Origin of the sequence: Algibacter luteus, from assembly GCF_900141715.1 — a bacterium.
Taxonomy (GTDB): domain Bacteria; phylum Bacteroidota; class Bacteroidia; order Flavobacteriales; family Flavobacteriaceae; genus Arenitalea; species Arenitalea lutea.
Genome location: NZ_FQYK01000013.1, coordinates 1 through 23938 on the forward strand (window position 1 = coordinate 1; position 23938 = coordinate 23938).

General features: G+C 31.4%; 17 protein-coding genes and 2 rRNA genes. All 19 read left to right on the forward strand.

Features of this window, described 5'->3' with window-relative positions; all coding sequences use genetic code 11:
* Positions 1–159 (forward strand): 23S ribosomal RNA (locus BUA46_RS14795); the annotation flags it as partial.
* 134 nt (positions 160–293) lie between these two features.
* Positions 294–401: ribosomal RNA gene (rrf, locus tag BUA46_RS14800) — 5S ribosomal RNA — on the forward strand.
* 573 nt (positions 402–974) lie between these two features.
* Positions 975–2270, forward strand: coding sequence for a site-specific integrase (locus BUA46_RS14805; RefSeq protein ID WP_019388860.1), 1296 nt, complete (start codon positions 975–977; stop codon positions 2268–2270).
* Between the two features lie 14 nt (positions 2271–2284).
* A complete protein-coding gene (locus tag BUA46_RS14810) occupies positions 2285–3043 on the forward strand; it encodes a hypothetical protein (protein WP_019388859.1) in 759 nt (252 codons plus the stop codon).
* A gap of 98 nt (positions 3044–3141) precedes the next feature.
* Positions 3142–3429 carry a helix-turn-helix domain-containing protein gene (locus BUA46_RS14815; protein WP_019388858.1) on the forward strand — a complete coding sequence of 96 codons (288 nt, stop codon included), beginning with the start codon at positions 3142–3144 and terminating at the stop codon, positions 3427–3429.
* A 1-nt stretch (position 3430) separates the two neighbouring features.
* Positions 3431–4096: a hypothetical protein gene (locus BUA46_RS14820; protein WP_019388857.1), complete on the forward strand. Its 666-nt coding sequence runs from the start codon at positions 3431–3433 to the stop codon at positions 4094–4096.
* A gap of 67 nt (positions 4097–4163) precedes the next feature.
* Positions 4164–4835, forward strand: a complete 672-nt coding sequence (locus BUA46_RS14825) for a hypothetical protein (RefSeq protein WP_162129545.1) — start codon at positions 4164–4166, stop codon at positions 4833–4835.
* 56 nt (positions 4836–4891) lie between these two features.
* Positions 4892–5323, forward strand: coding sequence for a hypothetical protein (locus BUA46_RS14830; RefSeq protein ID WP_019388855.1), 432 nt, complete (start codon positions 4892–4894; stop codon positions 5321–5323).
* Positions 5324–5472: 149 nt separating this feature from the next.
* Positions 5473–11925 (forward strand): ATP-binding protein, encoded by a 6453-nt coding sequence (locus BUA46_RS14835; RefSeq protein WP_019388854.1) that lies wholly within the window; start codon positions 5473–5475, stop codon positions 11923–11925.
* The gene (locus BUA46_RS14840) at positions 11879–12583 is read left to right on the forward strand and encodes a hypothetical protein (RefSeq protein WP_019388853.1); all 705 of its coding nucleotides are present in this window, start codon (positions 11879–11881) and stop codon (positions 12581–12583) included. The genes BUA46_RS14835 and BUA46_RS14840 overlap by 47 nt, the downstream gene beginning before the upstream one ends.
* A gap of 78 nt (positions 12584–12661) precedes the next feature.
* Positions 12662–13396: a hypothetical protein gene (locus BUA46_RS14845; protein ID WP_019388852.1), complete on the forward strand. Its 735-nt coding sequence runs from the start codon at positions 12662–12664 to the stop codon at positions 13394–13396.
* Between the two features lie 3 nt (positions 13397–13399).
* Entirely contained in the window at positions 13400–14503 is a 1104-nt protein-coding gene (locus tag BUA46_RS14850) for a DUF4238 domain-containing protein (protein WP_019388851.1), read from the forward strand.
* 68 nt (positions 14504–14571) lie between these two features.
* Positions 14572–14967, forward strand: a complete 396-nt coding sequence (locus BUA46_RS14855) for a hypothetical protein (RefSeq protein ID WP_237714681.1) — start codon at positions 14572–14574, stop codon at positions 14965–14967.
* A gap of 123 nt (positions 14968–15090) precedes the next feature.
* On the forward strand, positions 15091–19425 hold the full coding sequence (locus BUA46_RS14860; RefSeq protein WP_019388849.1) for a CusA/CzcA family heavy metal efflux RND transporter: 4335 nt from the start codon (positions 15091–15093) through the stop codon (positions 19423–19425).
* 4 nt (positions 19426–19429) lie between these two features.
* Positions 19430–20632 (forward strand): efflux RND transporter periplasmic adaptor subunit, encoded by a 1203-nt coding sequence (locus BUA46_RS14865; RefSeq protein WP_019388848.1) that lies wholly within the window; start codon positions 19430–19432, stop codon positions 20630–20632.
* Positions 20633–20634: 2 nt separating this feature from the next.
* Positions 20635–21048: a Fur family transcriptional regulator gene (locus BUA46_RS14870; protein WP_019388847.1), complete on the forward strand. Its 414-nt coding sequence runs from the start codon at positions 20635–20637 to the stop codon at positions 21046–21048.
* A 193-nt stretch (positions 21049–21241) separates the two neighbouring features.
* Positions 21242–21613 carry an ArsR/SmtB family transcription factor gene (locus tag BUA46_RS14875; RefSeq protein WP_019388846.1) on the forward strand — a complete coding sequence of 124 codons (372 nt, stop codon included), beginning with the start codon at positions 21242–21244 and terminating at the stop codon, positions 21611–21613.
* 11 nt (positions 21614–21624) lie between these two features.
* Entirely contained in the window at positions 21625–22236 is a 612-nt protein-coding gene (gene merTP, locus BUA46_RS14880; RefSeq protein WP_019388845.1) for a mercuric transport protein MerTP, read from the forward strand.
* Positions 22229–23908 (forward strand): mercury(II) reductase, encoded by a 1680-nt coding sequence (gene merA, locus BUA46_RS14885; protein ID WP_019388844.1) that lies wholly within the window; start codon positions 22229–22231, stop codon positions 23906–23908. The genes merTP and merA overlap by 8 nt, the downstream gene beginning before the upstream one ends.
* The last annotated feature ends 30 nt before the right edge of the window (positions 23909–23938 follow it).

Genomic DNA, 23938 nt, shown 5'->3' on the forward strand with positions numbered 1-23938 from the left:
GTTTGGAAGGGATAAGCGCTGAAAGCATATAAGCGCGAAACCCACCACAAGATGAGATTTCTTTAAAGGGTCGTGGGAGATGACCACGTTGATAGGCTATAGGTGTAAAGGCAGTAATGTCATAGCCGAGTAGTACTAATAACCCATAGGCTTATTGTACGCCTGTTTTTTTATAAAGTTCAATAGAATTATTACAATCATGTTCTTATTTTCAATATGTTAAGATATATGTTCCGATTTTAATCGGAACGCTGAAGACTAGAAGCGAAAGCCGACAGTCAGCAGCTATAACTTAAGGTGGTTATAGCGATGGGGCTCACCTCTTACCATTCCGAACAGAGAAGTTAAGCCCATTAGCGCCGATGGTACTACATTTGTGGGAGAGTAGGTCGTTGCCTTTTTTGAAAGCCCTTCATGGAAACATGGAGGGTTTTTTTGTGCTTTAAAGCGAAATAGTATTGAAAACCAAACCTTCCACGCCGATGGTACTACATTAGGAGAGCGTAGAGTCGTTGCCGTTTTTGAATCCCGATTCTAAGATAAGAATCGGGATTTTTTTTGCTTTAAACTCAAAACAAAACAAAACGGTATTAAAGGTAAGCGGGAAGTTAACACAGACTTGCGGGAGCGATAGTAGAGGATAGCTTTTGGTGAGGCGAGCATCGAGCCAAAACTAGTAACGGATAGCGCGGTTTTAACTTTTTCTGGAAAAACCCGCCCTAAAAATCATTATGAATATTTTAAAAACAAAAAATCCCGTAAACATTAAAGTTTCGGGATTTTTTTGTGGTACCTCCAGTACCATTATTTGCTTGAACCTATGTTATGCTATTTTATATAATAATCTTTTTGTGCCTTTATTTATAATACTTATGAGATATTTTAAATAATTTATATACTTTTGAAATAACAATAGTTAAAGGAGATGTTGTCCCTTTTGTTGTCCCTTTTTATGTAAATCATTTATTGAAATTATGAGTAAATCAATTAAACCTACTTCGGGAACGATTAAATATAGATTAAAAGATGGTAATTCCAAAAAGGAAACCTCTATAATTTTAGATTATAGTTTTGGTAGAAACAATCGCATAAAATTTGCCACGGGTTATAAAGTTTTACCTAAAAATTGGGATAAAACATACCAAAGAATTAGAGCGGTATCTACGATAAGAAATAGGGAAAAAGTTAATAGTGATTTATTGAACTTCTCTTCAGAATTTGTAGATGCAGTATCTAAATTAGATGACTTAGAAAAACAAAACAAGAATGTGTTAAAATCACTTCTTTTCAAAATTGTTCGAAAAAATGAAAACAATGACAGCATAATTACTACTTTTTTTGAATATGCAGATGATTATATTGAAAAAAGAGAAAATCAAGCTAAGAATATTGATGCTGTAAAATTAAGTCCAATTACTATTAGGTCTTACAAGCAAACTGTAAATAGGCTAAAAGAATTTAATAGTCGTGTTAACTATAATTTAGATTTTGATAATATTAATATGAATTTTTATTATACGTTTATAAAATATTTGGAGGATAATAATTATTCTGTGAATACTATAGGAAAGCATATAAAGAATTTGGTAACTATTTTAAATAGAGCTACTGAAGACGGAATTAATACTAATCTTAAATATAAGCACTCTGAATTTAAAATGGTTTCTGAAGAAACTGTTTCAATTTATCTTACCGAAGCTGATATAGATGCTTTATATAAAACAGACTTGTCGAAAACAAAAGATTGGGAACTAGCTAGAGATATATTTTTAATTGGCTACTACACAGGGCAGAGAGTTTCAGATTATAATGGAATTACTAAAGACCAAATAAAAACGTTTAATGGAAAAGAGGTGTTTGAATTTAAACAACAAAAAACTAGTAAGCGTGTTTATGTTCCAATTCATAGACGTGTTAAAAAAATAATGGAACAACGTTATAATGGTTTTCCTCCTCGTAAATTAAATAATCCAGATATTAACGAATATATTAAAGAAGCAGGAAGAAAAGCAGAGATAAATGAGCAAGTCACAATTCAAAAAACGGTTGGTGGAAAAAAGACTTCAGAAACAGTACCTAAGTACAAGCTCATTGTTTCACATACTGCAAGAAGATCATTTTGTACAAATGCTTATTTATCTAAAATGCCAACAATTGATATTATGTCTATCAGCGGTCATTCTACAGAGCGAGAATTTTACAAATACATAAAAGTTACACCTCAAGAAAGAGCTGTAAAAATTGCTGATAGTGCCTTTTTTAAAAATTAATTAATAACCTATAAATGAATTACAAAGATGCATTTGCAATTGATGAAAAGTCAAGTTTAGATCAAGGAAATAAAGATTATAAGTTTAACCTAAAAAATTACAGTAATTACGAGCCGAAATTAGTTTACGACTTCTATTTAAAGTACTTTATACGTTTGCTGCTTTTTGAAACTCGAATTTTAGAACTACATGGTTTTTTACAACATCATTACGATTATTGTAACGACCCAGAGCTCTACTATTCGGTTCTTGATCTTGAGGTTGTACCTAAAATTGAGGAGATTATTGACCATGCACAGGTGCGCCTAGAAGGACGAGGCTACTACAAAGAAGTAAAGTTAGAAAACGGTTTCACAGAAAGTGAAGGTATAATACAAAATTATGATTTAGATTACCCCCTAATGTTTCATCAGACATCTTTGAGCAGAAAACATAAAGAATTTGCGAAAAGAGTTGAAATCATCAATAAATTTATTTTAGACTACAAAGGTAAAAAAGAGAAAAGACCATTAAAGTGGATAGCAGGTCCATCCCAGTTAGCTGTGATTATTCAGGAGTTAATTTTACAAGGTTATATGGAAGGTGATATGCGAAATGGCGATGTAAATTGCCGCAAATTAGCACGAGAACTTTATGATGTTTTTGATATTAAAGATTGTGATTCAGCTAGCTCTATAGAAATATATCTCAGTCCAGGTAATAAGCGACATAAAGGAGCAAAACAAAAATTTGATGATAGAAACTTTCTTATTCCTCCAGCACGTTTAACATAGTTATTTAATACTGTTTATAAACTGGCGTATACACCTAAAGTCTAAATTAGGTGATGTTAATTGTAATATTGTACTATTAAGAATTAAACATAGTACAAATGAAGTCAACACAACTTAATATTTATCAAAGAATACTTGATGAGCTTACTGAAAATATCTTGAAAGGTGTTGATAGGAAGTTAAAAACGTATTTTGATAAATACAAGCCATCCAAAAAAGATGAAGATGAGCTTCTTACGGTTGATGAAACTCTTAAAATCCTAAAATGTTCTAAACAAGCCCTTTGGAATTGGCGCAAAAACGGTATACTCCCTAGCTATCGATTAGGGAATCGTGTCTACTACAAAAAGAGTGATATTTTTTCGAAACTCATTAAACAGGAATAGTATGATAAACAAAGGATTTATAATGCTACATCGCGAGTTAATCGATTGGGAATGGTATACGGATGTTAATGTTTGCAAATTGTTTGTGCATTGTTTGCTAAGGGTTAACTACAGTAAAAAAAAATGGCAGGGGATTGTTGTGAATAAAGGAGAGTTTATTACATCTTACGATAAACTTGCAGTCGAAACGGGGCTAACGGTAAGTAAGGTAAGAACAGCTTTATCAAAATTAGAAGGAACAAATTACCTTAAAGTAGAAACTACAACAGCTTATACTAAAATCAGCTTTCCAAAATTAAATGATTTTGTTGTTGAAGTTCGTCAGTCACAAAATGACACGCCAAATGACATACCAAATAGCAATGAAGTAACAAACATTTCACAATCAAATGACAATCATTTAGCAACAACGAATACTAATAATAATTTAATAAAAAATAGAAAAAAGATATTTAGAGACAAGGTTTTCTCTCACTCCACTTTTGATAATATAATTTTAGAATCTTTTTTTGATTATTGGAGCGAGCTAAACACAGATAAAACAAAAATGCGTTTTGAAACAGAACGATTTTTTGAAATCGAGAAGCGTTTAAAAAAATGGGCTGCCAATGAACGACCTAAAATGATTTCAACAAAAGTTAAACCTGAATTATTAACTAATAGATAATGAAATTATGAGACTTAACCAAACACAAAAAATCGGGGAAGTAGTCAGCAATTTTAAAACACAAAAAGTGAAAACTGATTGTCCGAAATTGATAATGCATCCACAACAAATCTTCACCAAACAGCAGTTATGGAACGAATTTATTATCGAGTTTCAAATGGAATATCGTAGAGAATTTAAAAGGTCTAATGATAACTTGGCAAATATCAAGGTGTTGTTTTACTACTTTTTAAATGATTTAGAGTTCTTTAACTGTGAAAACCTTATACATGCTGAAAATGAACCATCTTTTAAGAAAGGATTGATGGTAGTCGGGAGTTATGGCATTGGCAAAAGCGCATATTTTAAGGTGTTTGAGAAAATATTTAATAAGCATAAAGTATTAAGGTTTAAAGGCTATGGTGCAAAAGATTTGGTAAAAAGTTATGAAGTATGTCCTACACCATTTGATAGGAGTTATATGTTGGATAAAACAGTAAGGCCAAAGTTGTTTATTGACGATATTAATTCAGAACGAATTGCAAGCAACTACGGAAATTGTGATGTAATTGAGGAAATTCTCTTTAAACAAAACGAAAAAAAATACATGACTTATGTAACGTGCAACCATACCAATCACGAAAACAACATAGAGCAAACATTGTTCGATTTAGGTAATAGGTATGGTGGAAGGATGCACGACCGTTTCTTTGAAATGTTTAACATTGTTGTTTTTAAAGGAAAGAGCATGAGAAGATAAAAGGTTAAATTAAACTTTATTTTACGTTTTAATCAATCAAAATCTTGAAAACGACTATGAAAACAACAAAATTATGCAAACATTGTTGCCAAACTTTTGAAGCTAGAAGAAGTAATCACGTCTATTGCACCACAAGTTGTAAAACAAAAGCAAGCTATAAAAAAAATGACTATAAATATGTTTCAGGTCACTATCAAAAAGAAGAGGTAGTGTCGAGTGAAAAATTAGCTGTACCAGCAAATCAGGATTTAATAAATTTACTTCAAGATTTAGAGAAAAAAATTGAAGGTTTAGAAAATAAAAGTTCTATAAAATCAGCATCAATAAAAGAAGCTGCTCTTGGTACAATAGCAGCAGACGCAACTATTTATGCTACTAAAAAAATATTCGCTCCAACTTCTTTACCTGCCACGAAAGGAGATATTGTATTTTTAAGGAAAGAATTAAATGAACTAAAAATTATAATTCAAAATCATCTAAACCATTAATGTTTATTTGATAAACTTATATCAACATGTATTATCTATAAGTTGAAAACGCATTTATATAAACTCTAATAATTTGTTTTGGATAATCTCTTTTTTTATAATGTGAGTACATTAAAATTCTTACTTTAATGGTCAAATAAGGTTTTTAAATGAGAAAAAATAAAATTAAGAATATACAAGACGCTGATCTATCAAGTGCTGGAGATGACTTTCATGTTCTTTGGACAATGAAAAAATCTTTTGAGATGCTAAATTTTGATGATGAAGGATTGAAAGCAATATACATTGAAGACGTGGAAAAGAAGTTTTCAACTGATTCCGACCCAACAGGAGAGAAGTTTTTAGGAATCGATATGTCTGAGTATTATGGTGGTAAAGACTTTAATAGTGCTTGTAAAATAATTATTTCTCAACTTAAATATAGTACTAGAAGAGCAGATGAAACGTACACTTTTTCAAAGTTATATAAAGGGAAAAAGAGTGACTCTTATAATGGCTCTATAATACATAGACTGTCTTCAATATTTAAGACTTTCATTGATGAATTTGGTAGAGAAAAAGTTCTTAGGAAAGTACAAATAAAGTTAGTATCTAATCGTGATATTGATAAAAATCAGTTATCGATATTAAATAGCATAAAAGTTTTCTTAAACTCTAACAAGAGAAGAGTAAGTTTCAATAAAATTTTAGATAAGAATTTTATAAAGTATCGGAAGTCTTTGATGAATCTTCAAACTGCTTCTAAACTTAACTTAACTGAATTTACAGACTTTTTAAGGATACTTGATTTTGATGATTGTGGCGCAAACTCAAGAAATTTATTAAAACTTAATTTGGTTAAGGCTATATCCAATACTGCGATTACTTATAAATCTCAATATAATGCTCTTTACTTAGTGGTTTGGAATAAATGTATGCCTGAATCTGATGGTAATAGAATTATAACGGCTACAGATATAATTGCGAATTTAGGTTTTGATGGTGGTTTAGTTGAAAATCTTTTTCCAGTAAAGCAAAATTTTATTGCGGTTAAAAACCAAGTTAAAAGAGAACAATTAGAAGATATTTTGAAGGTACTTACTAATAAAGATGGTAATATGGTTTGCTTACATGGTGGTGCTGGTATCGGTAAATCTACTATTGTTCAACAGATTAAAGATAATATTCCTAAACATTCGGAATGTATAATATTTGATTGCTATGGAAAAGGGGCATACCAATATTCTACTGATAGACGACATAAACCAAAATATGGTTTAATACATATAGCTAACGAATTGGCAAAACTTGTTGGTTCAAGTTTTCTTTTAAATAGAGGAGAGTCAAATGATGTATACATTATAGAATTTGAAAAAAGGTTGAAAGAAGGAATTCAGATTTTAAAAAATAGAAACGAAGGATCTGTATTAAATATTATTATTGATGCAGCTGACAATAGTATAGTTGCATCAAAGATTCATAATGAAATTAGCTTTATCAGTCAATTAGTAAATTTTAAAGTTCCGAGTGGTTGTAATATCATTTTGACAACAAGGACTTACAGAAAAGACTCCTTGAATTTGCCTGATGATTATATTGATATACCTCTTGAACCATTTTCTAAAAATGAAACTAGACAATTTGTTGGGGGCTATTATGAGAACATCGATGACAACCAAGTTGATGACTTCCATTCTTACACTGATGGAATACCAAGAGCGCAGTTTTATGCATTAGATTTGAAATTAAAGGGAATAGATGAAATAATCAACTATTTAAAACCAAATGGGAAAAAAGTAGAAGATTTTATTTTAGATAAAATAAAAGATGCCGAAAGAAGAATAGGTAATAAAGATAAACATCTCATTAAAGAGTTTTTGACACTATTAATTACTTTACCCAGACCTGTTCCAATAGACTATTTAGCTGAGATTATGAATGTCACTGTGAGTTTCCTTTCAGATTTAAAGTCTGAATTATGGACTGGGTTAATTTGTGAGAATGAGCAATTTGAGTTTAGAGATGAAGACTTTGAAAACTTCATAAGAGAGGAATATTCCTTTAATGATATTGAATTATCTAAAATAGCCGATGTGTTTTTAAATAAATCAGAAACTGATTTTTATGCGGCTAAAAGTTTAGGCTTCATTCTATATAATGCTGGCAAATATGAAGACCTTAAAGAAATAGTCTTAGGAAGATATAATCTTGAATCGATAACAGATCCTGTACGAGAAAAAGAAATTTATATTGAAAGAGTAAAGCAAGCGATTAAACTATCTAGGAATGAAAATGACTATGTAACTTTATATAAGTTGATATTAATTGCTGCAGAAGAAGCTAAAACAGATAAAACATTATCCGATTTATTAATAAGTCATCCTGAATTAATACTATCATTTGGGGATGAGTATTCACTACAAAAATATAAACTAAATTCTGAAGAAACCTCATGGGGTGGTTCATTCCATTTGAAATTGGCTTCAACTTATTCAAGAGTAAATAAAGATGTTGCACTCAGGCATTTGAATACTGCTGAAGATTGGCTTAACTGGAGACGTAATAATAAAGAAAGGTTAGACAAAGATTTTAATAATAATTATAACATATCAAGTTTAGACATTTCTTGTCAAACTGAAGCAGTTTTGAGAATTTTTGGAGTGGAAAGATGTGTTAAATCATTGTTTAGATGGACACCAGAATATATCAGATTATTAGCAGGAGAAAATTTGATTGAAAATATTTTTCAATTTTCTACTACAGAGCAAATAAATGTATGGTTGAGGAGTTCCCGAAATTTAAGATTGGACATAAAAATTTTCTTAGTTACCAAGTTATTTAAACATAAAAGGGATACTCATTTTGATTTAGATGCCTTGACAGATAGTTTTTTGAGGTGTAAAAGAATAAATTTTGATATCAGATTTCATTCAGTTTTAGTTGATTTTTGCGAAATTCTATTTAACAAAAATATTGATGTTCATAAAGTATTAAATATACTCTCGTTCATTAATTATTCAGTGCCTCAAAATATACCATACTTCAGGAATCAATTTGATGATGGAATAGATGAATTTACAATGGATATTGCATTAAGAATGAAATTTATTCAATCCATAATCAACAATAAATCAATCTCTCTTGATTCTATTTACCCCGAAAAATTTAAAAATATAGAAGAAATTGAAGACTACGAGAAAAGAAATCATGTTAGCCGTGATAAGCAAGAATTTGATAATTTCTATTCTATCAATTTGTCAGTTTATAAACTGAGAACTGAATTATTCTTAAAAAGTAAAGAAAGAGACAATTTAATTTCCGAGTTCAAGGAACTATGCAAAAAAATAGCAGGTAATTATGATTATGATTATCGAGCTGGATACAGGTCACAGGAGCAAAAGTTATTTTTCGTAAAAAAAATGACGGAATTATGTTGTTTTATTAATGACAAGTCATTGATTGATGATATTATTAATTCCGACACAAAAGTTCCATACACAGGTTTAAGATTTACTGTCTTAAATGAAACACAAATTTTAAGAAGTTTTGATAATAAAAATTTAAAGTTACTAAATGAAATAGATAAAAAGTTTGATGAGATAAATGGTACTTCTCAAGAATTGGTTGACGATTATATTAAATGTACGACTATTAGTTCAAAAATTGATAATAACGTTGGGAAGTATTTTTTTGAGAAATCTTTAGAGGCTGTAAAAGAGATAGAATATTATGAAGCTTTTTCTAAGATAGGATGCTTATACAACTTGACTAGTGTTGGGGTAGAAAAGTCAAATGCAGAACTAGCTTATAAATACGCTAGATTTGTTGAATATTGTGATGTCAGTCTTGATGGATATGAGAAAAAACACTTCCCTTACGAAATTGCACTCAGGGGAATAAGCAACCTTGATTTTACTTCATTGTATTCCACCATTTGTAGATGGCATCATCGAGATGTAATTGATATACATAGCTATACTTTAATTCTTTTGGATAAATCATTTAAAAGCAAATTTATCAATCATGAAGAAGCATTATCATTAATGCCTCTATATCAATTAGATCACCATTCTGATACACTAATACAGCTTTATCGGTCGATCCTCGGCGAATTTGATAAGAATAGTGATGTAAATGGTAAGACTGATTTTGTAAAGTATTTATTGAGAAGATATAAGCTCGTCAATGATAGAAGTATACTGAAAGATATTTATGAGAATATCAAATCAGGCTCTTTTATCGAACATAATGTACTGGAAGAGTTAGAAGATTATTTGAGTTTTCTTGATATTCTCAATAAAGAGAAAAAAGAAGAGTACAAAAGCGACAATTCTAAACAAGAGTATCATTATGATATAAATATTGAAGATATAGATATAATTTCAAACACAGAATTAGAATCTGTAATTGAAAAAATTTCTCTTAATGATGAATCATTTGGGAGGTGGAAGGTTGATAAATTTCTTTCTGATGTTATGGATAGAGTAGAAGTTGGTCAATTTGCTGATCATCTTAATGCTCTAGTAAGAATAGACTCAAAAATATTGAATTACTATTCATTGGAGAAAGCTTTAAGTGAAAGACTGAATGAATGGTCTTATCATCCAATTGTAAATAACTGGTTTGATGAGAGTTTTAAACATGTTTTATCGTCTTGGTTTTATCATTTCAGCGAACATAAAAGATTAAGCATTTGGAGTATTAATAAACTTGCTGAATTGTTTAAAATCGACAGGTATAAACTAGCAGATGCTATAATTGAAATAATACCAGATAAGATTGACGAACTATCTGATGAATCTCTTTATGATGTTTTTGAATTAATAAAACTAAAGCTGTCTAAAAAGCAGAATGAAGAATTACTTCATTGGGCATTAGATCGATGGAGTTTAAAGATAAAAGAGAATGTAGCCGATGGGTCATGGAGTGAAGTATTAGTGCCTTCTAAGAATAAAGATGAGGTGCTATCAGATTTATTAAGATTTGTTTTAGGACATCCAAATAAAAAGAATAGATGGAGAGCAATTCATTCTATTAAGAAGATAGTCCATTACAATATTAATATTCTAAAGTACTTGTTGGAAAAACAAGACCTAGATCATTGTTTCCCTTTTCAAAATAAAGATTATAAATTCTACTGGATTTCGGCTAAATTATATCTATGGATAGCCATAGAAAAAGTTAGTATTGAGTATCCTGATATTATAGTACCGTATAAATCATATTTATTGTCAGAAATCAGGAATACTGAATTGCCTCATGTACTTATTAAGTATTTTGTAAAAAAAACATGCTTTAATATTTTAGAAAAATTCCCAAATAGTTTTAACAGTGATGAGATTCAGACCATAAATGATTGTTTACAATCAAAGTTTGAAAAAGTGAATGAAGAGAGATTATCAAGAAAGCAACGAAAATATAACTCTAATAAAAGTAAAAAATGGCGATTTAAATTTGATACAATGGATACATTACCTTATTGGTATAGTGGTTTAGGTCAAATATTTAATTTATCTGAATACGATGTAGCAGATCTAGCAGATAAATACATTGTAGAAAAATGGGGTTTTGTTGGAGATATCGACGAATATGATTTTATAACTAATCAATTGAGTAGTAGAGAATGGAGTTTGACGAGTAAAAGACATGGTAGTAACCCACAAGTAGAAACATTAGAAGTATACTTGGAATATCATGGAATGTTTTGTGCAGCAGGAGATTTATTAGATATGGAACCACAAGTAGAGGATGAATCCTATTGGAGAACATGGGATACTTGGCTTAAGTCTAGAGCTAACACTTGGGACAAATTTTGGATTTCTGATTTAGTAGATTCGATACCTTTGCAAGAAAAGTATTGGAAAATTGAGTATCCAAAATTTGATAAGGATTGGAGAGATAGTATTGAAGAGGATAAATTTGATAGAGAGATTGGGCTTTTAGATTTTTATAATGAAAATTTTATAGTTCCTCATAGTTATAATAAACGCTATATGAGGGGAAATACAGAATCTGTGTATATAAGATCAGCTTTAGTTTCAAAGAAGGGTTCAGAAGCATTATTGAGGGCATTTCAGTCTGCGAAAAATCATCATGATTATGCTTTTCCAATTGAAAAAGATAGTGACAAAAATGAAATAGACAAGCTCGGTTTTAAGTATTATAGTTGGATAAAATATAACGAGAGTGATGCAGAAGGAAAAGGTTTAGATAAGCATGATTTTCTTTATGAAGACATAGGATATAGTATCCCTTGTATTGGAAGTGAAATTACTGAATTGTTTGGGATTCAATATAGTGAGGATTTGAAAAGAGGATTTTTGAGCGAAAGATTAATTATGAAATCTATCAATTGGAATAATACTACAAATGAGAGGTATAGGAGTAGTGGTCTCTTGGAAAGTGAAGGGGAAGTGTTAGAAGTAGATTTTGATTTTATTTTAAAAGTACTCCAAAAGACAAATCGAAATATGATTATTAAGTGTCAGATAGAAAGGCAACTCCAAAAGAGGGAATATGATTATAAAGATGACAAAAGGTCATGGGAACATATAAAACTATATTTATTAAAATCGGATGGAACAGTCAAAACACTCAGAGGAAGAAATTTTAAAATTGGGTAAAAAACTAATAAAGGAATTAGACTTAGTTTATACAGGAAATACCTTAGCGAGATGGATGGCTCATTATCTTGCTGAATTAATCAATAATATCAATAAGTGTGAGTCCGAAGAAGAAAAAAGCAAACTTCAGAAAGAATGTTGTGATATTATATTAGAAATATGGGAAAAAAGGGAAAGAGTACCAATTGAAAAACCTACTGAAAAATTAAAACCAATAATTGATGTCATTTCATTACTTAAAAAAAATGAACATCCTTTTATTCGTCATAAGTTTTTAGATAAACGAAATGGATTAAAGAATAGTAATTCGGGTTGGCTTAGCTTTTTGGAAATAGTAAAAAATAATTCGGAAAGAATATATCGTAAATCATTGATCGCAATGGTAAGTGAAGAACTTTTAGAAAAAGATAAAGAATGGATTGATGAACATGACAGTTTTTTATCTGATGAAGAAAAGAGCGTAGTGGAGTATATAGACTCAATAAGGGAAATAACAATTTCTATTCATGGTGAAAAAGAGAAGGAAGCAAGTGAAAAAGAAAAAATCCAATATTTATTTAATGAGTTAGAAGAGCAGATAGATGACCAAAAAGAAGAGCTTCTGAAGCTGAAAAAAATAATATTAAAGAGCACTAAGTATCTAAATAAAAAAAGTTAAGTCCAAATGGTAACTTGACTTACGAATGGTTTTAGAGTTGATGTCAAAGATAATTTATAGTTTTTATAAAAGAATGATATGTCAAGATTAAGAAGAAAAGAAACACTTGCATCAATAATGGGGTTTGGGTTTATCCATTTTGAGTTCCATTTAATTGAAGATTATATGAATCATATGGAAACTCATTTTGAAATGGAATTGAAAAATATTGAGGTCGAATATGATAATTTTCAAAAATCTAAAGAAGAAGATAAGTCGGAGTTTTCAGAAGAATATTTAGACCATATACAAGATTCCTTTATTGACAATGTTTTTATGTTTAATGATGTTTATATCAAAAATTATAGAAATGCTCAAATCATACAACTGTATTCTTTTTTTGAAGATGTTTTAAAGCGTGGTTGCGACAGGTTTGCATCTTATAAACAGACAGATTACAAAGTAGATGACTTAAAAGGTAATAATGATATTGATAAGGTAAAGAAGTTCTTAAAGCAGTCAGCTAAAGTTGATTTTTCGGTACTCAATCCTGAATGGAGTTTTATCGATAATTTTAGACAAGTACGTAATTTAGTTGTTCATCATAAGAGTATAATTAAAAACAACGATACCGTCAATAATAGTGATAAAAAGTTCAATAATATTAAGAGTTTTAGCAAAGGAAGGTTTACTTTAAAACAGTATGTCTCTTCACAAAATAGATTTGAAATAGTACTTGATAATCCAAAATTCTTTAAAGAGATAGTAAATAACATTGAAAGTCTATTAGATAAAATAGGCAGTAAAGAAATGCCATTAAACGAAGTAAAATAAAGTATGTCAAACCCAATAAAACAACATTATATTCCACGTTCATATTTAAAGAACTTTGGAATTGAAGGTAGAAAAAGAAATTATTTTGTTGATGTTTACAAGTTAGATGATGATATATTATTAGAACAAATAAGTACCAAAGATATTTGTTTTGAGAAGAACATTTATACAATACCGGCAGAATCAGATGAGGTTAAATATGCTTTAGAAAAACATTACGCTGAAAATGTAGATAGTGAATTTCAAAAAGTCTATTCCCTGCTTATTGATGAAAAAGCTTTAACGGTAACCCAAGAAGAAAAAATACAGATACTCTACGTTTGTCTCTCACTATATTTTAGAACACCAAGAATTTTAAATCTTCAACGGAGTATGAATAATCAAATTTTTGATAAAGCAGCTCATACAGCAGATGAAGAAGGAATGATAAAAATGAACTTATATGGTGAAAAAATAAAGTTTCACATTGATGATATTGAAGCTGTAAAAAAAGAACATAACGAACGTTCAAGAACGGTTTTTTTAGTAAACCATTTAGAACAATGGGGGAATTTTGTAAAATATAAATATGACTGTACAATTAATGTTATTAAAATTAATGATGCGAATGCACCTCTCATAACTTGCGATAATCCTGTATCCATCAGGCATTTTGAAACAAATCGTTTTCAAGGGTTATATGACCCAAGAGCAGTAATAACTTTACCATTAGACCGCTCACATTATTTAGAAATTCATCCCAATGACTATGCAGATGGCCAAACAAGAATTAATCGACTTACACAAGATAGAGACTATGTATTCACTACAAATGGAGTAACCCAACAGAATGCAGAAAAACTATTAATTGGTTATAAAGGAGATATTGATAAACATTTCGATATTCAAAGTCATTATGAAAAACCAGAAAATGGTGAGGAATTTGTAAAAAAAGCTAAATACAGAGCGGAACAAGCTCTAATTCTATTTGAGATTTTAAAGAAAAAAGGATTTGTTTCCAATGAATTTATTGGTAAGCTAAAAGAGTTATTAGAACACCCTTATTGTAAGGATGACATACAAATGCTGAAGTATAAAAAAGTACTTTCTAAAATGGGTAAGTGGTAGTATAATACTTTTGCAACATCATTTGCAACACCATTGCATTGAATAATTTATATATTTGTCTAAATTTTATGAAAATATTCGTTTCCATATCAATGTCAATTTTATTCTTTTTTCAAGGGATTAGCATAGATATGGACTTTTGTGGTCCAATAAAAGAAATTTCAAGCATCATTACCCATTATCAAGACCATAAAGTTTATGGCGACTCTTTCCTTGAATATGTAGTTGAAGATTACATTGACAATGACACAAAAAATAAAGAGCATCATCATAACCCAGATAAGGAAAACACACCTGTTCATTCCCATAATCAGTGTTGTCATCCTTTAGTATTAATTATTTCGAACAACAATTTGGCTTTAAACAATCGACTAAAGTTTGAAGAGAAAAAACAGTATAATTTACATAAAGTAAACTTCACTTCCAGATATTTGGAATCGCTTTTCCAGCCACCAAGGGCATAATTCAGTTTTTTTAAAGGATAACTATATCCAATTTTGAACCTATATGGTTCTTTTCATTTCGTGTAATTCTATTTTCTATATCAGAATTGTACCGAAAAGTTTAACTGAATTAAAACATTTTCTATGATTAATAAAATCATTGATTTTTCAATCAATAACAAATTCATTATTGGTTTGCTAACGCTTACCATTGTTGGAGCAGGTATTTGGAGTATGACCCAAGTGCCCATCGATGCTGTGCCAGATATTACTAACAATCAAGTACAGGTCATTACACAAGCGCCAAATTTAGGTACAGAGGACATTGAACAATTTGTAACCTATCCAGTAGAAGTGGCAATGAGCAACTTACCTGATGTGAAGGAAATCCGTTCCATTTCTCGTTTTGGTTTATCTGTGGTCACTATAGTTTTTGACGATGATATGGGAACCTATCTACCACGTCAATTAGTAGCTGAAAAGCTAAATGAAGTTAAAGAACAAATCCCGAGTGGTTTTGGTGAGCCAACAATGGGACCAATTTCTTCTGGTTTAGGAGAAATCTATCAATACACTCTTAAAGTAAAACCAGAATATAAAGACAAATATTCGGTTACCGATTTACGCACCATGCAAGATTGGATTGTGCAACGTCAAATGGCAATGGTGGAAGGTGTAGTTGAAGTAAACGCCATAGGTGGAAAAATTAAACAGTACGAAGTTGCTGTTGATCCAAACGAATTAAAAGCTATTGGTTTAACAATTACCGATGTTTTTGAAGCTCTTGAAGCCAACAACCAAAACACAGGTGGTGCATATATTGAAAAGAACCATCAAGCCAATTTTATTCGTGGCGAAGGTTTGGTGCGTAGTTTAGATGATATTAAAAAGATTACGGTTAAAAACACAAACAATATTCCAATTACCGTTGGTGACATTGCTACGGTACAATTTGGTGCTGCTATTCGTTATGGCGCTTTAACCCAAGATGGAGAAGGCGAAGTAGTTGGTGGTTTGGTTATGATGCTTAAAGGCGCTAATTCAAACGATGTTATTGAGAATGTAAAAGTGCGAATGGCTCAAATTGAAAAATCGCTGCCAGAAGGAGTTATTATCGAACCTTTGTTAGACCGAAGCAAATTAATAGCAGAAACAACTTCAACGGTTGCTACCAACCTAATTGAAGGCGCATTGATAGTAATATTTGTACTCATTTTTTTATTAGGAAACTGGCGTGGTGGTTTAATAGTGGCTTCAACAATTCCATTATCTCTATTATTCGCATTTATACTAATGAATGTGTTTGACGTTTGGGCTAATTTGATGAGTCTGGGTGCAATAGATTTCGGAATTATTGTCGATGGTGCTGTAATTATTGTAGAAAGTACTGTATTTCTGATTGCTTCACAAGTCTTAAAGAAAAGGAAATTGACATCCAAAGAACGTGATGGTGTTGCGGCAGATGCCTCAAAAAAAATGATGAATGCTGCCTTCTTTGGTCAGTTAATTATTCTAATTGTTTTTCTACCAATATTAGCATTAGAAGGTATTGAGGGCAAAATGTTCAAACCAATGGCATTGACCTTCATTTTTGCAATGATTGGTGCAATGGTACTTTGTTTGACGTATGTGCCAATGATGTCTGCCTTGGTTTTAAGAGTACCAAAGTCAGACAAAAAATCTTATGGCGATAAATTTGTGCATTGGGTAGAAGAAAAATACCAACCTTTATTAGTTAAAGCGATACAAAAAGGAAAATGGATTATAGGCATTGCAGTCGTGCTATTCGGACTAACAGTTTTTATGTTTAGTCGAATGGGAGGCGAGTTCATCCCACAACTCGATGAAGGCGATATTGCATTTCACGCCATTTTAAAACCTGGAAGCTCGCTTACAGAAACGATTGAAACGACCACAAAAATTGAACAAATTGTAAAAGCAAAGTTTCCAGAAGTTGAAAAAATAGTCAGTCGAATTGGTGTTGCAGAAATCCCAACAGACCCAATGCCAATGGATTTAGCCGATGTTTTTGTAATCTTGAAACCAAAAAGCGAATGGACAACTGCTGAAACTAAAGACGAACTGATTGAAAAAATGAAAGAAGCTGTAGAAATCGTACCGGGCGTTAATTATGAATTTACCCAACCCATTGAAATGCGATTTAATGAGTTGCTTGAAGGTGTTAGAGAAGACATTGCCATTAAACTTTATGGTGAAGATATTGAGGTACTCTCTCAAAAAGCAGAAGAAATATCTAAAATTATAGCTGGTACAGAAGGAATTGGAGATATGAAAGCGGAAGCTACAACAGGGTTGCCACAAATGACCATTTCGTATAACAGAAATAAATTGGCACAATACGGACTTCAAATAAATACCTTAAACCAAATTGTACAATCAGCATTTGCAGGAGGAACAGCGGGCGTTATTTTTGAAGGTGAAAAGCGATTTGATTTAGTGGTTAGGTTAAGTTCTCATAATCGTAAAGACATAACTGATGTTCAAAATTTGTTTATCAACTTGCCTTCTGGTGCACAAATTCCACTTCGCGAAGTAGCTGATGTAAGTTACAAAGGCGGTCCAATGCAAATCAGTAGAGACAATACCAACAGAAGAACCTACGTAGGTATCAACGTAAGAGGGCGTGATGTAAAATCGTTGGTAACTGAAATAAAATCCAAATTAGATGCACAATTAGAACTGCCTTCTGGTTATTTCATTCGCTATGGTGGTGCTTTTGAAAATTTAGAACGTGCCAGTAACCGTTTACAAACTGTTGTTCCTATTGCCTTGTTACTCATTTTTGTACTGATTTATTTTGCATTAAAATCCTTACCACAAACGTTGATGATTTACATCGCAATCCCCATGGCAACCATTGGTGGTGTAGTAGCATTGTGGTTACGAGATATGCCATTTAGTATTTCGGCTGGTGTTGGTTTTATTGTTTTATTTGGTGTTGCTGTTTTAAACGGATTGGTAATGATTAGTGGTCTGAATGAGTTAAAAGAAGAAGGTGTTACCAACCTAAAAGATAGAATCATTGAAGGTACAAAGCGAAGAATCAGACCAATTATGTTAACCGCGCTTACAGATGTTTTGGGTTTCTTGCCTATGGCAATTTCAGCATCAGCTGGAGCCGAAGTTCAACGACCTTTAGCAACCGTTGTAATTGGTGGTTTGTTAACCTCTACATTATTAACATTATTCGTGTTGCCCATATTATACCATTGGGTAGAAAACAAATCTTTCAAGTTTAGAGTAAATAAAAAAGTAATTCCAGTTACTGCGATGGTAGCTTTTATGTTTTTGTTACCAATAACAGGAAATGCGCAACAAATAAATGATTCGTTACCTATTATTTCGATGCAAGAAGCTGTAAAATTGGCTAAAGAAAACTATCCAAGTTTAAAACAACAACAACTTGAAATTGATAAGCAACAACAATTAAAAGGAACTGCTTTCGATTTTGGTACTACTCAAATTTTTACGGGAGGTGAAGAAATTAATAACGGAAATGGTATTTACACCACTATTGGAGTTGGTCAATCGAATATTGATGTATTTGGTATAGCACCAAAGAGAAAATTACTGGAGCAACGCATTCAATTAGCTCAAAAAGCGTTTCAGCTTTCAGAATTAGATTTAGAATTGGAAGTAAAGAAAGCGTGGGCAAATGCTTTACAGAGTAAAAGGAATTATAATTTATACAAAGAGTTAGATTCTATTTATACCAACTTTGAAAAAGCAGTAGCATTAAATTACGAAGTCGAAGCCATTTCTAAATTAGAATATTCAGCAGCCAAAAATCAAGCTTTACAGGTTCAGAATAAATTAATGCAATCAAAAAGTGAATATGCTATTGCATTACAACAGTTAAACCTTTGGTTGGTTTCAGATGATTTTTTCACGGTTTCAGATGAAATTGATATAGAGAGCGAAATAAATGTAGAATCCTTTAGTATAGAAGCACACCCTTTATATACTGTTTCTCAACTTCAACTCGCAGAGGCAGAAGCAAACTTTAAAGCTGCCAAAGCTGAAAATTTACCAAAGTTAAACCTGCAAGGTGGTTTGCAAAAAGTAAACGGAAATTCAGGGTTTTATACCTATCAAGCTGGTATTTCCATACCGTTTTTATCTGTTACAACAAAAGCACAAGTTAGAACTGCAAAAATTGATAGGCAAATTGCCGAATCAAATATGCATTTCAAGCAAAAGGAAGTGCAATCTAAATTTAATCAAGCCAAAGAAAATCACCAAAAATGGAAAACATCTTGGCTGTTCTATAAGAATGAAGTATTACCACTTATTAAAGAACAAAAAACTGGTGCTTTGTTTGCCTATAGAGAAGGAGAGATTGATTACACGGCGTTTACACAACTTATAAAAGAAGCTATTCAATCTGAATTACAAGCTCAAGAAGCATTAATAAATTATTTAGAAAGCACATTTCAACTACAATATTTTAATCAATAAGACAATGAAAAATACACAATATATAATTTTAGCATTACTAACAGTTTCATTTTTAGTTGTTGCTTGCGGAAATAAAGAAAGCCACAAAGGAGGTGATGGTCATTCTCATAACGAAGAAGTAAAGTCGGAAGCTGAAGAAACTCATAGTGAAGAAGAAGTGATGCTTTCACAACAACAATTTGAAGCCTTAAAAATGAAAATAGATACCATTGTATTGCGCAATATGAGTGGCTATGTGGAAGCCAATGGCACATTAGAAGTGCCACCACAAAGTGAAGCAGCAATAACTTCTGTAGTTGGTGCAAATGTGATATCCATAAAAGTGATTGAAGGAGACAAAGTGAATAAAGGTCAAGTTGTGGCATATCTTTCACATCCAAATATTATTCAAATGCAAACCGATTATTTGAATGCTTTTAGCAATAGTAATTTTTTAAAGAAGAACTTTGAGCGTCAGCAAAAATTATATGATGCAGGAGTTGGCTCTGGTGCAAATTTTCAAAAAGCTGAAGCCGAATATGAGGCTTCTAAAGCTATGGTAAATGGTTTGGAGGCCCAGTTGAAACTATTAAACATAAATACGTCATCAGTACGAAATGGAACAATTGCTCAAAGTATTTCCTTACGCAGTCCTATTGAAGGCTATGTGCAAAAGGTAGAAGTAAAAACAGGACAGTATGTTGAACCTCAAACCGAACTTTTTGAAATAGTAAATACACATCACGTTCACGCCGACTTAATGGTGTTTGAAAAAGATGTATATAAAGTAAAGAAAGGTCAAAAAGTAACATTTACGCTACAATCCATACAGGATGAAGAATTAACCGCAGAAATATATTCGGTAAGTAAAACTTTCGAAGACAATCCCAAAGCGGTACACGTGCACGCAGAAATTGAGAATAAAAAGGGGATTCTTATTCCTGGAATGTATATTCAAGGAAAAATCCAAACAGAAAATATGGAAACTATGGCGTTACCCGAAAGCGCGATAGTAAAAGAAGGTGATAAATTTTTTGTGTTTTCGGCAGAAAAAGAAAATGACGATTGGAGTTTTAAACCAGTTGAAGTGCTTTTAGGAGCGAAAGATGGCAATTGGATAGCAGTTCAATTTACTGAAGAACAAGATAAAATCACAAAATTCGCTTATAACAATGCGTATTATTTAATAGCCGAAATGAAAAAAGGCGAAGCAGAACACGAACATTAATTATGCAAACAATAGAACAATTATTAGAATCAAAAGATATTCGTATTACAGCAATGCGTTTGTTAATTTATAAGTTTCTTGCTGAAAAAGAAATTGCGGTAACATTAAGTGATATTGAAAATGCTTTTGATAAAGCTGATAGAACGACATTGTATAGAACAGTAAAAACATTTGAGGAAAAAGCAATAGTGCATCAAATAGATGATGGCACAGGAATTACTAAATATGCTCTGTGTGAAAACGGATGTAATTGCGAGATTGAAACTGATTTACATTTGCATTTTCATTGCAATAACTGTAATGAAACCATTTGCTTAACTGAGCATAAAATTCCCCAAATTAAAGTCCCAGAAGGCTTCGTTTCAGAAAATGTAAACCTGGTGGTAAAAGGTATTTGTGATAAATGTAGTGGTTAAGAAACTTACATTTACTACATTCTATTTTATATTTTTTAACCGTTCCCAACACATAATTCCAACGCTCTAAAAACCAAAAGAGCTAAAATTTTCCGAAAATTCGCAATTATGTATTTAAGTATTTGCTTAAATACGTAATTAATTATATGTTTGTACGACAAAGCTAATAACTTTAATAAAAATATATACACAAATGAAATTAGAAATAACCTGTACAAGGGCGGAAGCCAACCATAAGCAGTTACAAAACTGTATGGAGACATTGGATAATATGGAAGGGAGTTTTCAAAAAATGACAAAACTTTTATCAATTGCCGGAAGCGATGTAAGATTAAAAATTCTTTATTTATTGAATTTAGAAAATGAACTATGTCCTTGTGATTTAGCAGATATTCTAAAAATGAGTGTTCCTGCGATCTCACAACATATACGTAAAATCAAAGATGCAGGAATAATCAATTCAAGACGAGATGGTCAAACGCTTTACTATTCATTAAATAAAGATGAAACAGAGATATTTGGTAGCATTTTTAAATCTATAGAATTAATTAGAAAAACAGCATAATTTATAAAGAAATGAAAACAGAAAAAACATCAAAAAACGCAGCATACACAGGTTTATTTGCTGCTGTAGCAGCATCATCTTGTTGCATACCACCTGTTATAGCATTAATAGCTGGTGTTGGAGGAAGTGCATCTGCGCTATCTTGGATGGAACCTTTTAGACCCTATTTAATTGGTTTGGCCATAGTAGCAATTGGCTATGCTTGGTATAATTATTTAAAACCGAAAAATGCTGATGATTGTGGTTGTGAAGTTGATGCAAAACCGAAATGGTTTCAAACCAAAGGTTTTTTAATTGGTATTACATTGTTTGCAGCAGTTTCAATTGCTTTCCCTTATTATGCTCATATTTTTTATCCTGATAATAAGAAAGAAGTGGTTATAGTCAATCAATCCAATATTCAAACATTAAATTTTGATGTTAAAGGGATGACTTGTGCATCTTGTGAAGAACACGTTAAACACGCAGTTAATGAGTTAGAAGGTATTGTAAATATCAATGCTTCCTATGAAAAGGCAAACGCAGAAGTGGAGTTTGATAATACAAAAACGACTAAAGAGGATATAGAAAAAGCAATAAACTCAACAGGATATAAAGTAATTAATAAAGAAAAAGATGAGTAATAAAATAATAAATTTAAACATCAACGGAATGACTTGTTCTGGGTGTTCATCACATATTGAAAAAGATTTAAACGTTAAAGACGGAATTGTAAGTAGTATTGTAAATCACGAAACAGGAAAAGCGGAATTTGTATATGACAGCAATAAGTTAAGCAATCAAGATGTTATTAATGCAGTAAACAATGTAGGTAATTATTCAGTTATTGAGGATATCGAAAAGGAAGATTGCTGTATTACAAATGCCAAAGATTATGATGGAAAGAATAAATTCGATTTAATTGTTATTGGTGGTGGTTCAGCAGCTTTTTCAGCAGCCATAAAAGCGGAAAGCATTGGCTTAACAACATTAATGGTAAATGATGGATTAGATTTTGGTGGCACTTGTGTCAATGTTGGCTGTGTACCTTCTAAAAATTTGATTAGAGCTGCCGAAACAGCGTATCACGCAACACATTCTAATTTTAAAGGAATTAAACCAAAAGGTGTTGAAATTGATTTTACTCAAATTATAAAAGACAAAAAAGCATTAGTGTCCACATTACAACAACATAAATATATGGATGTAGTAAGTGATTTTAAAAACTTAACAATGCTTAAAGGTTGGGCTGAATTTGTAGATAATAAAACCATTCTTGTAGATGGAAAAGATACATACACCGCAACTAACATCATTATAGCAACAGGAGCGACAACAAACATTCCAAACATTGAAGGACTAAATAAAGTAGGCTACTTAACGAATGTTTCTTTATTTGATTTAGAAGAAAAACCAAAAAGCTTAACCATAATGGGAGCTGGATATATTGGATTGGAAATTGCAATGGCATATAACCGCTTGGGTGTAAAAGTTCGTATTATAGAATTTACAGATAGACCATTACGTAGTCAAACCAACGATATTACAGATGTTTTAGAAGCACAAATGAAAGGTGAAGGGATTGAAATCCTTCCAAATTTTAGAGCCATTAAATTTGAAAAAGATGGCGACAACACTATTATTCATTGTAAATGTCCTGATGGTTCTACCACTCAAATAATTGAAGAAGGACTTATTGTTGTAGCTATAGGAACAAAACCAAATACATCTAAATTAGGTCTTGAAAATATTGACTTAAACCTGACAGACAAAGGACATATTTTAGTTAATAAAAAAATGGAAACTAATATTCCCAATATTTATGCAGCAGGTGACGTAACAAACACACCGCCTTTTGTTTATACAGCAGCAAAAGAAGGAAGTACAGCAGTAAATAACGCGTTTTCATTATCAAAAAATAGAGTGGATTATACATCGTTACCTTGGGTAGTATTTACAGATCCACAAATTGCAGGAGCTGGTATGGATGAAGTAGAAGCCGAAAAATCAGGCATCCCTTTTGAAGTGTCTAAATTAGATTTAATTCACGTTCCAAGAGCTTTAGCAGCTCAAGATACCAGAGGATTTATAAAGCTAATTCGCAATACGGAAACGGATAAATTAATAGGTGCAAGAGTAATAGCACCAGAAGGAGGTGAACTCATCCAACAATTAAGTATGGCTATTAAATTTGGAATTACAGTAAAAGATTTGGCTGAAAGTTTTTATCCATACTTGACACTTGGAGAAGGCATCAAATTAGCAGCAATTACTTTTGGAAAAGATGTTTCTAAATTGAGTTGTTGTGCGAGTTGATCCCGACTAAATGCCATACACATTTACAAT

Excerpts from the sequence above, each read along its gene's own strand:
- BUA46_RS14860 (WP_019388849.1), top strand. The coding sequence starts at position 15,091 with ATGATTAATAAAATCATTGATTTTTCAATCAATAACAAATTCATTATT.
- BUA46_RS14855 (WP_237714681.1), top strand. The coding sequence starts at position 14,572 with ATGAAAATATTCGTTTCCATATCAATGTCAATTTTATTCTTTTTTCAA.
- BUA46_RS14820 (WP_019388857.1), top strand. The coding sequence starts at position 3,431 with ATGATAAACAAAGGATTTATAATGCTACATCGCGAGTTAATCGATTGG.
- BUA46_RS14870 (WP_019388847.1), top strand. The coding sequence starts at position 20,635 with ATGCAAACAATAGAACAATTATTAGAATCAAAAGATATTCGTATTACA.
- BUA46_RS14865 (WP_019388848.1), top strand. The coding sequence starts at position 19,430 with ATGAAAAATACACAATATATAATTTTAGCATTACTAACAGTTTCATTT.
- BUA46_RS14850 (WP_019388851.1), top strand. The coding sequence starts at position 13,400 with ATGTCAAACCCAATAAAACAACATTATATTCCACGTTCATATTTAAAG.
- BUA46_RS14845 (WP_019388852.1), top strand. The coding sequence starts at position 12,662 with ATGTCAAGATTAAGAAGAAAAGAAACACTTGCATCAATAATGGGGTTT.
- BUA46_RS14805 (WP_019388860.1), top strand. The coding sequence starts at position 975 with ATGAGTAAATCAATTAAACCTACTTCGGGAACGATTAAATATAGATTA.
- BUA46_RS14830 (WP_019388855.1), top strand. The coding sequence starts at position 4,892 with ATGAAAACAACAAAATTATGCAAACATTGTTGCCAAACTTTTGAAGCT.
- BUA46_RS14810 (WP_019388859.1), top strand. The coding sequence starts at position 2,285 with ATGAATTACAAAGATGCATTTGCAATTGATGAAAAGTCAAGTTTAGAT.
- merTP (WP_019388845.1), top strand. The coding sequence starts at position 21,625 with ATGAAAACAGAAAAAACATCAAAAAACGCAGCATACACAGGTTTATTT.
- BUA46_RS14835 (WP_019388854.1), top strand. The coding sequence starts at position 5,473 with ATGAGAAAAAATAAAATTAAGAATATACAAGACGCTGATCTATCAAGT.
- BUA46_RS14875 (WP_019388846.1), top strand. The coding sequence starts at position 21,242 with ATGAAATTAGAAATAACCTGTACAAGGGCGGAAGCCAACCATAAGCAG.
- BUA46_RS14840 (WP_019388853.1), top strand. The coding sequence starts at position 11,879 with ATGGAACAGTCAAAACACTCAGAGGAAGAAATTTTAAAATTGGGTAAA.
- BUA46_RS14815 (WP_019388858.1), top strand. The coding sequence starts at position 3,142 with ATGAAGTCAACACAACTTAATATTTATCAAAGAATACTTGATGAGCTT.
- merA (WP_019388844.1), top strand. The coding sequence starts at position 22,229 with ATGAGTAATAAAATAATAAATTTAAACATCAACGGAATGACTTGTTCT.